The 13,011-nt window shown below is 47.1% G+C and carries 6 protein-coding genes; 3 read left to right on the top strand and 3 right to left on the bottom strand.

Features of this window, described 5'->3' with window-relative positions:
- Positions 1 to 113: 113 nt before the first annotated feature.
- Positions 114 to 692, bottom strand: a complete 579-nt coding sequence (locus ACESTD_RS07905; protein WP_005830137.1) for a DNA-3-methyladenine glycosylase I — start codon at positions 690 to 692, stop codon at positions 114 to 116.
- Positions 693 to 829: 137 nt separating this feature from the next.
- Between ACESTD_RS07905 and ACESTD_RS07900 the strand changes: the two genes are divergently transcribed.
- Positions 830 to 2,050 (top strand): ATP-binding protein, encoded by a 1,221-nt coding sequence (locus tag ACESTD_RS07900; RefSeq protein ID WP_061411578.1) that lies wholly within the window; start codon positions 830 to 832, stop codon positions 2,048 to 2,050.
- On the opposite strand, the gene ACESTD_RS07895 is transcribed toward ACESTD_RS07900, so the two are convergent.
- Together ACESTD_RS07895 and ACESTD_RS07890 are read right to left on the bottom strand one after the other, a co-directional pair.
- The gene (locus ACESTD_RS07895; protein WP_005833260.1) at positions 2,047 to 4,140 is read right to left on the bottom strand and encodes a BT4734/BF3469 family protein; all 2,094 of its coding nucleotides are present in this window, start codon (positions 4,138 to 4,140) and stop codon (positions 2,047 to 2,049) included. The genes ACESTD_RS07900 and ACESTD_RS07895 overlap by 4 nt on opposite strands.
- Positions 4,141 to 4,712: 572 nt before the next feature.
- Positions 4,713 to 5,153, bottom strand: coding sequence for a DUF6078 family protein (locus ACESTD_RS07890; RefSeq protein ID WP_005833259.1), 441 nt, complete (start codon positions 5,151 to 5,153; stop codon positions 4,713 to 4,715).
- Between the two features lie 269 nt (positions 5,154 to 5,422).
- On the opposite strand from ACESTD_RS07890, the gene ACESTD_RS07885 reads away from it, so the two are divergent.
- Complete coding sequence (locus ACESTD_RS07885) at positions 5,423 to 9,559, top strand: hybrid sensor histidine kinase/response regulator transcription factor (protein WP_061411574.1); 4,137 nt, start codon at positions 5,423 to 5,425, stop codon at positions 9,557 to 9,559.
- 166 nt (positions 9,560 to 9,725) lie between these two features.
- Positions 9,726 to 13,004: a TonB-dependent receptor gene (locus ACESTD_RS07880; protein WP_005833257.1), complete on the top strand. Its 3,279-nt coding sequence runs from the start codon at positions 9,726 to 9,728 to the stop codon at positions 13,002 to 13,004.
- Positions 13,005 to 13,011: the final 7 nt, after the last annotated feature.

Genomic DNA, 13,011 nt, shown 5'->3' with positions numbered 1-13,011 from the left:
GTGTATTACATACTGAGAAACAGATTTTATAACACTGAAGCGGTCGCCTTTCCGATGGGGGAGGGTGACCGCTTTGTGTTGATGTTTTGCTTGCTTCTGTATATTTCTTTGTTTTATTGTTTCTGATTTCGGCAAATGCAATCCGTCAGATGGTCGTTGATAAACCCCGAAGCTTGCAGATGGGCATAGCAAATGGTAGAGCCGAAGAACTTGAATCCCCGTTTTTTCATGTCTTTGCTCATGGCATCTGATTCGGGAGATGATACCGGAATCTCACTCAATGACTGAAAATGATTGATAATGGGGTTCCGGTCGGGGAAGAAGGATAGCGTATAGTTGTAAAAGCTGCCGAATTCTTTCTGTATGACAAGAAACTGCTTTGCATTGGTGATGGTCGACTTGATTTTCAGACGGTTTTTCACGATGCCGTCAAAGTGCATCAGCCGTTCCACGTCTTCGTCGGTCATTTGCGCCACTTGCGCGGCATCGAAATTGCAAAAGGCTTTGCGGTAGCCTTCCCGCTTTTTGAGGATGGTTATCCAGCTCAGTCCCGCCTGGGCACTTTCCAATACAAGAAACTCGAATAGTGTCTTGTCGTCTGTTACCGTTTTTCCCCACTCTTCATCGTGGTATTTCACATACAGCTCGTCGGTTCCGCACCAGCCGCAACGTCCGTTTATAATGTCTTGCATAAGCGTTATTTTTGTAATGAGGTGCTAAGGTAGTGCTTTCATTCCGAATAAACAAATCTATCTATTCTAAATGGATAGATTTGTTTATTCAGAATGGAATGTTTATATTTGTATCTGAATATAAATGACATAGCCCTATGATAAGCAAATCGGATATAGTAGAAGCCATACGTGTGCAACGTGAACGGTTGAGGAAATTTCAAAGTTTCCGACGTGACCTATTGTTGTCTTTACCTCCCTTGGTAGCAGACTATGCACTGATTATATCTGGTATTCGCCGTTGTGGTAAGAGTACATTGCTGGCACAATTATCGGTGGATAGATACAAGCCGGAAGAGGTGCTCTCCTTGAATTTTGATACCCCTTTACTGTATGGATTTGAATTCAGTGATTTCCGTATAGTGGATGAAGTTATTAAGGAACATGAAGGGTGTATCGCTCTTCTTTTTGACGAAATACAGATTGTTGATGGTTGGGAGGTGTATATTCGGGGCAAGTTGGATGAAGGGTTTTATGTGGGAATCACCGGCTCCAATGCTTCGATGTTGAGTCGTGAATTGGGCACGAAGTTGACAGGAAGACATATTACGAAAGAACTGTTCCCTTTTTCGTATGCTGAATATTGCGGTTTTACGGGTAAGACTATCGGTGACAGTTCCTTGTACGACTATCTGCATCGGGGTGGCTTCCCTCAATACTTGCAACTGGATGATCAGGATGTTCTGACGGATTTAGTCAATGATATAGTATATCGTGATATTGCCGTGAGATATAATATACGTGATGACCACTCTTTGAAAAGTCTCTTGGCCTATTTGATGGGGAATGTGGGCAATCTGGTGTCTGCTACAAAACTGAAACAGATACTGGGAATGAAAAGTACTTCTACTGTGTCTGATTATTTCTCTTATTTCGAACAGACTTACTTGATAAACTTTGTTCCGAAATTTTCATATTCATATAAAGCGCAACTGTTGAACCCGAAGAAAGTGTATTGTGTGGACAATGGTGTTGTATTTGTCACCTCTTCATCTTTCACCCGTGATGAGGGGCGGAGGCTGGAGAACATGGTTTTTGCGGAATTGCGTCGCCGTTATTCTGAGATATTCTATTATAATGAGAACCGGAAGGAATGCGACTTTATAGTTGTACGCAATTCTGTGCCCCAGCTTGCCATCCAGGTATGCTATGCCTTGACCGCAGAAAACCGGAAAAGGGAAGTAGATGGCTTACTGGATGCCTTGTCTTTCTTCAAGATGGGGCATGGACTGATACTCACTTATAACCAACATGACAAATTTTCCGTAGGAGATAAAACGATAGAAGCATTGCCGGTGTCTGAATATTTTAAAGACTAATCTTCTTGTCTCTTGCACTCCACCACATGATACAGCGTGCCGAACCGTGTTCTGCGGGACGGCACTTCATGTTTCTGCAGTATCCTTCCGAATACATTCACTCTCTTGGTGGACAGCGGGATGGCGCTGTACCGGCGCAGGCGGTTCAGTATTTCGGCAGACGACAGCCATTCTCCCTCCTCGTCATTTCCGGCAACGCGGAAATAGTGGTAGAACAGTTGCTCTTCGGGCGGTATCTGTTCGAAATCGTGGTTGTTTTCCGTCATAATCCGTTCGTCCGACTGGTCGAACCAATAGCGTTCGCCGTGGTCCAGTTCGTGCATGGCCTGGGCATAAAGCTGGTTGTAGTCTATCGGGCGGTTGGTGTCTATTGCTTCCGTCACTTCTATGCAGATGAACCGGCGACTGCCGCTGGGGTCGGTCAGCAAGTCCTTCTGGTTGCTGGTGGCGATGAACGAGGCATATCGGCGCATCTCGAGCACGGCATTGGCGTATGGCTTGCGCACGTTGACCACCGGCTTCTGGAGGATATGTTTCAGGAATCCTTGCTGGGTGCTGCTTATCTGGTCGAATTCATCGATGTTGATGAGCGCAAAACGGTTGAGGTAAAGTTCGGCGTCGCGCTTGCGCGAGAAGTCGATGCTGTCCGTATAATAGGCACGCAGCTCGGGCGGGACGATGCTTCGGCAAAAGGTGCTTTTGCGGGTGCCTTGTGCACCTACCAATAAGGGGGAGACGCTGTTGGCATATTTCTTGTCGGTATTGCCGCGCCAGTGTGCCACCATGTTGAGAAACCAGCGGTGGAACAGTTCGGCCCAGTACGGGTTGTTGCAGGGTACTGTCCGGGCGAGTGCCAGGATACGGTCTTTCCCGTCCCAGTGCGGAAGGTCGTACAGATAATCTTCCAGCGGATTGAATACCGGGATGCGGTTGGAGTAGATGTACCGGCTGATGTCTCTGTCCCACAAGGGAATGCCTTCCGACTGTGCATCCAGTGCAATGCTGTTCAGCGTGCGCTTGTCGATGGGGGAGAAGCGGAAACGGAACGAGTGGCGTTCACGGTATTCCACTTCGCCCACCTGGGTATTGTAGCGGAAGTCGTAGCGGCGTTTCATGAACTCGTCCGTCTGTATGGCAAGTCTTTGCTCTTTGCTGAGGCTGCTTTGGGTATTGAAGCCTTTGTTCTCTTGGTAAACGCTTCTTACAATCTGCCGGATGACAGTCTCTTTTTGGCGCAGATAATAATGGAAATAGGTACGCTTCACGGTCTCTTCTTCGGGGATGCCCGAACGGAAACAGTTCTCGGCAAGGCGTACGGTCAGGGAGTGCAGGCTGTTGTCGGCACCGGCACCCGTCGCTTCGGCGAAAGTCTTCTGCAAGGCGGCTTCAAACAGCATGATGATGGCTTCTTCGGCTTCATATCCCGGCACGGCGCGCGTCAGGGGTGACTTCTCGTCTTGCAGGGCTTCCCGATAGGTGGTTTCGTCGGGCATGGAGACGGGCTGTGCAAGATAGAACTGTATGGAGTCCGGGCGGTACATGGCTTCGGGGTCGAAGGAGAGGCGGGAGTACTGTTCCAGCTTGGGCTCTTTCAGCAGAATGTCGAAAGGCAGTTGGGGCTGGTAGCATTTCACGGCAAGGCGGTAGGCATGGGCGTGGAATACTTCGGCTTCTTCCCGTTTGCCCGGCAGCGAATTGTTCGGACGGGTGAAGGTAGTCCAAATCTTTACAGTCCGTCCGCTGGAACCGGTGAATACGAGCCGCGTCTGGGGCTGTTCCCAGGCAAGACGTTTCACAAGGGCTATTTCGGACTTGCCGGAAAGCGGGCCTACGGTCAGTTCCACGATGCCGTTGTAGGTTTTCATCTGGCAGACACCGTTCGTCTTGCGGAATTCGGCTGCCGGGAGTACTTTGGGCAGTCGGTCTGCCTCGTTGCAGCGCTTGCCGGGCAAGCAGTATCGCAGTTGCTGGCGGAAAGTGGATACGGGCTGGGTTTTGGTCTCCGTTTTGATTTTCTGTAGGAAGGTGTCCAAGTCTGTCGTGCTCAGTGTCAGATTCCCGTCTTTTTCTCTCAGTTGGGTGATTTTCATTTCTATTTTTTGTTTTGTCACATGCAGGCAAAATGGTTTGCTTACAGTGTACTAAGGTACGACAATTAGGCTCTTTTTGCAAGTGATTCCATGCTTTTTTAGGTCGATTCCAGCGTTTTTCTGTGGAAAATCTGATGTTTTGAGTCGAAAAAGCTGGTGATTTGGGATGCTTTGTGCAGACTTCCACGCTGGTTTTGCTTGTCGGAACAATAGTTTCCAGCTATTGAAACAAAAGGTTTTACTTGTTGAAACCAATGGTTTTCCTAAGGGAAACTCTCAGTTTCTGTTATTGAAACTTTTGTTTTAGAAGGTTAAAACCAATAGTATTTGCTTAAGAAACTAAAAGTTTCATACTGAGAACTAGGCATATAGCACTATTCTGTGGTGAATGAAGTAAGTATCGGATACTGCTTTTGTTATGGCGTGATGGATGGTTGTGAAGATTTTTATCTATCACGGGTATCTTTCACGCTTTAATCGGTTTATAATCAAAAGGATATCCCCCTCTGCGTGATAGCATGACAGATGTTTTTCAAAAATAAACTTTGTAAGAGCTGAGCTGTCCGGATGCTTCAATCGTTGTAGCTGTATTCTTCGCTGTATCTCTCGAATTTCGGTTCTTCGGCAATTCCGTATTGTTTGAAAACCTGACGGATATATGCTTGTGCCTTTGGAAACAAGCCTTGTTCCTGGCGGTAAAAGCGATAATAGGTGGTCTTGCCAAAGTGTCCTACAAGCTGGTTCCTCATCGGGGCTGCACATTTGTGGGGTACATTGTCCAGCAGATGCCGGATGCCCCATGCTACTCGGTACTTTTGGGCTTTCCGAAAATAAGGGCAGTCGGTGGTATCGGCAGGGATACGGTTCGGGTTGATGATACTTAAGGTGGGATATTGCGAGGTACAATTGATAGCGGCCAGATGGTGCAGGCATTCTTCCTTATGGATGCACTGGCTGTGGAAGCAATGCGCAAAGCCATAAGGCACAGACTGGTAGTCGAATTTATTTTTCATATGTTGTTTGCTTGTCTACGGTTAGGGTGTAGAACACGGCTGTAAAGGTAAGGAATAAAGTTGTTATAACAAGGCTTTTCTTGAAGGAGTTAGAGGGGGAGCACGGCTCTTTCATTTAAGGGAGTTATCGGGAGTTAGAAGGAGTTATCGCCCTCTAACTCCTTCAAGAAAAGCCTCGTTTGAAGTATTTGCAGACAAAAAAAGAGTATAATTCTTCTTTAAAGTGAGCTGAACTTGCTATATTTGTCATAATTCCTAATATCTGGTATATGAAAAATAGAGTAAGTTTTTTTTGTCTGCATACGTGTCTTCTCCTGTTCAGCTGTTGGACAATGTATCCTGCCTTGGGGCATGCGGCTGATGGGGATGTTATTTCCCGTTTGAAGTTCAAGCAGATTTCTACATTAGACGGATTACCGACGGATGAGGTCCAGAAAATATATCAGGATAAGGAAGGGTTTTTGTGGTTTGCCACCCGGTATGGTTTCTGTAAATACGACGGTTACCAGATTACTGTCTATAAATCGAGCTTGAATACTCCCGGTTTGTTGACCAGTAACAACATTTATTGTTTTGCCGATGACAATGACGGCTTCTTGTGGATTGGTACACAAGAGGGGTTGAACACACTCAATAAGAAAACCGGAGAAATCCGTCAATATACTGCGCCTGCCATTCCCAACAATGCGGTCTCATGCCTGTTGGTCACCCGGGAAAATGAGGTATGGATTGGTACGGATTCTGGCTTATGCCGGTATGTGGCAGAGAAGGACTCCTTCGTGATGTATGACGGCAAGTCCACCGATGGTATATTTCCCGCAGCTTCCATCAAATCGTTGTTCGAGGACTCGGATGGGGATTTGTGGGTCGGTACCTGGTCCAGTGGTCTTTTTCGTTATTCCCGGAAGGAGGATAAATTCTATGCATATCCCAAAATCAATGAACGGAACTCGGCACATGTTATCTATCAGGATTCAAACCGGAAAATGTGGGTCGGTGGCTGGGATTGCGGATTATTTCTCTTGAATCACCCAAAGGATATGGCAAACGTGTCTTATACGCATTATTCGCATAGGATAGGGGATGATGCCAGCTTGTCGGACAATATTGTTTATGATATTGTGGAGGATGTACACACCCATACCTTGTGGATAGGGACCCGGGTGGGGCTGAGCATTATGAAGCAGGAGAATCCCGGTACATTCATTAATTACAAGTCGTTGCATTCGGCATATCATATACCTTGTGATGAAATAAATTCACTGTTGCGCGACCGCTTCAATAATATCTGGCTGGGTTCCATTGGCGGCGGTGTCCTGATGATAGACACGAAACAATCTCCGTTTGCTTTCTATTCTTTGAATCTGGCAGAGGATGACGTGCCTACTACTGCCGTCCGCGCTTTGTTTGCCGATGCAGATAAAGACCTTTGGCTGGGTACCGGAAGTTATGGGCTGGCACGCAAGGATTATGAAACCGGTGTGTTGTCGTTCTTTTCCCATATCCCGGAATTCTCGGATATTCCCAGTGTACCCACGGTCAATTACATTATTCAGCGTAAGAATGGAGAAGTATGGTTCGCTACCTATGACGGTGGTATCTTGATTTATGAGAAAGGAGAGAAAGTGAAGGTGCTGACTGAATCCGACACGCCTTATCTCTATTCGGATTGCGTTTCGGCCTTGTGTGAGGACAGTAAGGGGAATTGTTGGGTAGGCTGTCGCGGCGGTATGGGAATCAGTTTGGCCGATGGAGGGCATTATAGGTTCGGAACACTTTCTTTTGCCGGAGGCGGGTTGGCGGATTGGTATCATGTGAAGGACATTGTGGAGGATGCGGATGGCAGCTTCTGGATTGCGACAGCCAACTATGGAATTATACATATTATGGGGGATGTGTTGCATCCCGAAACGCTGAAATATAGTAACTATAGTTATAACAACGGCCAGCTGGCAACGAACTCGGTGTTGTGTTTGCATGTGGATAAATCGGGAAGGCTATGGGCCGGAACTGAGGGAGGAGGGTTGTATCTATATGATTATAAGGAAAATGTATTTACGGAAAAGAATCAGGAATATCAGCTGTCTGCCGACATGATAGGGTCTATAGAGGAAGACAGGCAAGGGTGTCTATGGATGGGGACTAATATGGGGCTGGTACAGCTTTTTGTACCGATGGACGAGAATTTGGCTACGGTCCGTGTCTATACGACAGCAGACGGTCTGCAGGATAACTTTTTCATATCACAGTCTTCTTGCAGTAGGGAGGGCGAGTTATTCTTTGGAGGAAATAAGGGTTATAACAGTTTCCTTCCTGCATCTCTGGAGAAAGACAATGAAGCCGTGCCTTATCTGATTACGGATATAAAAATCTTCAACCGTTCTTTTGCGGTATTGGAACCGGAGGTCAGAGAACGGATTTCTTCTGTCATGCCTTCGTTTACGCGGAAGTTAGATCTGCCTTACGGATATAATAATTTCAGTATTGAATTCGCATCCCTTACTTATAAGAATCCCGGTTTAAATCGGTATGCTTATCAGCTTGTAGGTTTTGACAAGGATTGGCAATATACGGATGCCAACCGCCGTTTTGCCTATTATAATAATTTGAAGAGCGGTACTTATCGGTTCCGTCTGAAAGCCACCAATGAAAATGGCATTTGGAGTCAGGAAATCCGTGAACTTGAGGTGGTGGTATTGCCACCGTTCTGGGCTACATGGTGGGCTTATATCATTTATGCACTGATAGGGGCAGCTATTGTCTGCTTCATTCTCCGAACAGCAAAGAACAGGATGCAGCTGCGTAATGAGCTGCATCTTCGGGAGATGGAGAAGTCCAAACTGGAAGAACTGAATCATGCCAAATTGCAGTTCTTTACAAATATCACGCATGAACTGCTGACTCCGCTGACCATTATCTCGGCTACCGTCGATGAGTTGAAGATGCGGTTTCCCGGGCATGACGACCTTTATACGGTAATGGGTAGCAATATCAGCAGGCTCATCCGTCTGTTGCAGCAGATTCTTGAATTTCGTAAAGCAGAAACCGGCAATCTGAAGTTGCGTGTCTCTCCAGGAGATGTGGCGGCGTTTGTGAAAAATGAAGCCGAATCTTTCCTGCCGCTTGTCAAAAAGCGCAAGATACATTTCTCCGTACTCTGTAATCCGGAGTCGATTATCGGTTATTTTGATACGGACAAGCTGGACAAGATTCTCTACAACCTGCTTTCCAATGCCGCCAAATATAATAAGGAGGGTGGCTATATACAAGTCACGCTGATGTATGCCGAAGACAGGGACTTCGTCCGGTTGCATGTAAAGGATAATGGCAGTGGCATTTCAAAGGACAAGCAGAAGAGCCTCTTCAAGCGGTTCTACGAGGGGGATTACCGGAAGTTCAACACCATTGGTACGGGCATCGGCCTTTCTTTGGTAAAGGACTTGGTGGAGCTGCATGGAGGAAGCATTGAAGTGGAGAGCGAGGAAGGCCGGGGAACGGAATTCATCGTGACCTTGCCCGTAGACCGCTCTTACTTTAAGGAAGAACAGATTGATGAGGAAGCTGTACTTCCGGTACAGAAAACCGTTACCTATCTTGAAGAGGAGAATGCGGAGAATGTGGTTGCTGAAAAGCCCAAAGCGCATACCATACTGGTGGTGGAGGACAATGAGGAGCTTTTGCAGTTAATGGTCCGGCTGCTGAAACGTGAATACAATGTCCATACGGCCGAAAACGGTCAGGAGGCTGTGACTGTGCTTGACAATGAGGATATTGACCTGATTGTTTCGGACGTGATGATGCCCGTAATGGACGGCATCGAGTTTTGCAGGTATGTGAAGAACAAGTTGGAACTCAGTCATATTCCCGTGATTCTTCTGACAGCCAAGAACAAGGAGGAAGACCGTGCCGAAGCTTATGAAGTGGGGGCGGATGCCTTTATCAGTAAACCGTTCAACCTGGCCGTGCTGCATGCACGCATCCGCAATCTGCTGAAATACAAAGAACGCAAGGCGCATGACTTTAAGAACCAACTGGTGTTCGAAATCAAGGAACTGGACTATACCAGCATTGATGAGGACTTCATGCAGCGTGCCATTGACTGCGTAAACCGCCATCTGGAAGATTCAGACTTCGACCAGCCCCAGTTTGTGGAGGAGATGGGCACCAGCAAGTCCACCCTTTACAAGAAACTGAAATCCCTGACGGGACTGAATACTTCTGCCTTTATCCGTAACATCCGTCTGAAAGCGGCCTGCCGCATTATGGAGGAGAAGGGGAGTTCTGTGCGTGTTTCCGATCTGGCGTATGCCGTCGGTTTTAATGACCCGAAATATTTCAGTTCTTGTTTCAAAAAGGAATTCGGCATGTTGCCGACGGAATATCAGGAACGCTTCATACAGTCATAGATCAAGTCAAATTATGCTTCAATTAGGTCGAATAACTAAAATTCTACCTCGTAGAAGCATTATTGGAGGTCTTCCTATCAGCATTCGCCTACATTTGCCATTGTTTTCACGGTTAAAATGAAGAGTGAAAGTGAAACAATTAATGTTTAATCTTAAAGTTTATACAATGAAAAGACAGAGATTCTTTGAAGGACTCGGGCTGAAAGTGTATGTCACTTTGGCCATTTGTATGGCCCTTCTGTTGAATGTTCAGTTCTTGAACGCACAGAGTTCGACAATCAATGTAAAAGGTGTGGTTAATGATGCGATGGGACCGGTGATTGGCGCCAGTGTAGTGGAGAAAGGGAATGCGACGAATGGAACAATTACCGACATTGACGGTAATTTCTCTTTGAAAGTCCCTTCGGATGCCACTTTGACAATCAGCTTTATCGGTTATAAGACGGTAGAGCTGCCGGTGGCTGGAAAAACATCCTTTACTGTGACTCTGAAAGAAGACAGCGAAATGCTGGACGAGGTGGTAGTGGTAGGTTTCGGCACGCAGAAGAAGGTGAACCTGACAGGTTCTGTGGGGCTGGCTACGGCGAAGGAAATTGAAGCACGTCCGGTAGCGAATGCCACGCAGGCATTGCAGGGCTTGGTACCAGGCTTGCAGATTACGACCAATACCGGTGAACTGGACAAGAATATGTCCATCAATATCCGTGGCAACGGTACCATCGGTGACGGCTCAAGCGGAAGTCCGCTGATTTTGATTGACGGTATGGAAGGTGACATCAATACGGTGAATCCGCAGGACATCGAGAATATTTCTGTATTGAAGGATGCTGCCGCTTCCTCTATTTATGGGTCGCGTGCACCGTTCGGTGTTATCTTGGTGACTACCAAGAAAGGCAAATCGGGCAAGCCGACTATCAACTACAACAACAGCTTCCGCTTCAACAGTCCGGTGAATCTGCCGGAGATGATGGACTCCTATACCTTTGCCAACTACTTCAATGAGGCTGCACGCAACGGTCAGGACAATGCCCAGTTCTCTGATACAGTGATGCAGCAGATGCTTGACTTCCAGGCTGCGGGAGGTACTAATCGTGGCGGTTTGCCTACTGATGGCAATGTATGGGGTAAACCGGCAGGCGACCCGTTTACTACGGCGTATGCCAATACTGACTGGTTTTCCGAAATCTACAAGGGCTCTTCCTTCTCGCAAGAACATAATTTCAGTGTAAGCGGTGGTGGTGACAAGTTCAATTATTATGCTTCATTGGGCTATCTGGATCAGAATGGTTTGCTCCGTCATGGTTCCGATGACTTGAAGCGCTATAATGCTACTGCCAAATTTGGTGCCGAGCTGACCAAATGGTTGAAGTTCAATTACAGCTTGCGTTATGTCCGTCAAGACCTTGGCCGTCCTACCAATTTTGGTGGCGGTTTGTATGAGAGAATCGGCCGTCAGACTTGGCCTAATCTTCCGGTTTATGATGAAAACGGCTATTATTTTAATGGTAATGCCGATACGCCGGCGATGTCACTTGCATTGGGTGGTGAGCGCGATGTGCAGACAGATAAGGTTTATCATCAAGCAAGCTTGGTATTCGAACCCGTGAAGAATTGGATTACCAATGTTGAGTTCAACTATAGTACCAATTCTATAGATACACGTGAAACCGGACTTCCTTACTATAACCACGATGTGAGTGGAAATATTGTGGATACGCAAGGAACCTCAAGTCTCTATCAAGACTACAAGAAAGAGAGCTACATGAACTGGAATATTTACTCCACTTATTCTCTTGCTATCAATGATGATCATAATTTTAAGGTAATGGGTGGTTTTCAGTCCGAAGAAATGCGCCAGAAGTTTTTTAGTGCCAAAGGATATGGTTTGCAGGTGGAAGACCTTCCGGAACTGGACTTGATTTCGAATATTGACGGCGCCGGTAAGGATAAGGTGCCCGAGGTGGGTGGCTATCGTAATGAGTGGGCCACAGCGGGTTTCTTTGGCCGCTTGAACTATGATTATAAAGGTCGTTATCTGGCAGAGGCCAATTTGCGCTATGATGGTACCTCCCGCTTCCGCCGTGGCAATCGTTGGCAGTTGTCTCCCTCCTTCTCTTTGGGTTGGAACATTGCCCAGGAAAACTTCTGGGAAGATTTTGCGGATGTTTGCAATCAGTTGAAGTTCCGTTTCTCTTATGGTGAACTGGGGAATATGAATACAAACGGCTGGTATCCTACTTATCGTGCCATGACATTGAAGCAGGCAAACGGAAGCTGGCTGCAGAATGGACTGAAACCAAACACTGCTTATGTAGGCGACCTTATCAGTACAGCCTTGACTTGGGAGAAAGTGCGTACCTGGAATATCGGTCTTGACTGGGGGCTGTTCAACAACCGTCTGACCGGGTCATTCGATGCTTATATCCGTTATACGGACAATATGGTAGGTCCGTCTGTAGAGTTGCCCGCTACATTGGGTATTGCGACTCCCAAGACCAATAACTGTGACTTGAAGACGAAGGGTTGGGAACTTACCATCGGATGGCAGGACCGCACCAACTTCGGTATGGGCTATGGCATTAAGTTCAATGTTTCTGATGCACGTACTTATATAGACAGATACCCGGGTAACCCGACAAACTCAATCAATACTTATATCGCAGGCCGCGAGATTGGTGAAATCTGGGGCTTTGAAACCGTGGGAATTGCCAAGACAGATGATGAGATGCAGGCGCATCTGAATAAAGTGGGCGGACAAAGTGCCATCGGTTCCGGCGTTTGGACTGCCGGTGACATCATGTATGCCGACCAGGATGGAAAACCGGGCATCACCAAAGGTGCACAGACTTTGGAGGACCACGGTGATTTGAAGGTGATAGGCAACAATACTCCCCGTTATCATTTCGGTCTTGACTTGAATGCCAATTACAAGGGATTTGATGTTCGCCTCTTCTTCCAGGGAGTGATGAAGCGTGACTACTGGCAGGGTTCCAATATCTTCTGGGGCGTTGGCCAATGGGGTATGTGGTGGTCAACCGGTTTGAAGGAACACGAAGATTACTTCCGTGATGAACCCGTCGGGCTGGCCGGTCATGAGATTGCCGCCAATGTCAATTCATACTATGCGCGTCCGAGATTTGACAGTACCCAGAACCAGGAAACCCAAACCCGCTATCTGCAGGATGCGTCTTATATCCGTTTGAAGAACTTCCAGCTTGGCTACACATTGCCTGCTTCCATGATTCGCAAAATCGGTATCACCAACTGCCGCATCTTCGTATCGGGCGAGAATCTGTGGACGGGAACCAAACTGAGCAAGTTGTTCGATCCCGAAACCATCAGCGGTGGTAACACGGACAGCAATGCTTCTGCACCTATCAAGAGTGCCGGTAATGCATACCCGCTTTCAAGAACTTGGTCTTTTGGACTTAGCGTATCACTTTAATCCCATA

This window comes from Bacteroides sp. AR20 (genome assembly GCF_964250605.1).
Lineage (GTDB): Bacteria > Bacteroidota > Bacteroidia > Bacteroidales > Bacteroidaceae > Bacteroides > Bacteroides uniformis.
Note: the sequence above shows the minus strand (reverse complement) of the source record. Positions and strands in the feature narration are given on the sequence as shown.

Bases quoted from the DNA above. Each gene is read 5' to 3' on its own strand.
- ACESTD_RS07905 (WP_005830137.1), bottom strand. From the start codon at position 692: ATGCAAGACATTATAAACGGACGTTGCGGCTGGTGCGGAACCGACGAG.
- ACESTD_RS07900 (WP_061411578.1), top strand. From the start codon at position 830: ATGATAAGCAAATCGGATATAGTAGAAGCCATACGTGTGCAACGTGAA.
- ACESTD_RS07895 (WP_005833260.1), bottom strand. From the start codon at position 4,140: ATGAAAATCACCCAACTGAGAGAAAAAGACGGGAATCTGACACTGAGC.
- ACESTD_RS07890 (WP_005833259.1), bottom strand. From the start codon at position 5,153: ATGAAAAATAAATTCGACTACCAGTCTGTGCCTTATGGCTTTGCGCAT.
- ACESTD_RS07885 (WP_061411574.1), top strand. From the start codon at position 5,423: ATGAAAAATAGAGTAAGTTTTTTTTGTCTGCATACGTGTCTTCTCCTG.
- ACESTD_RS07880 (WP_005833257.1), top strand. From the start codon at position 9,726: ATGAAAAGACAGAGATTCTTTGAAGGACTCGGGCTGAAAGTGTATGTC.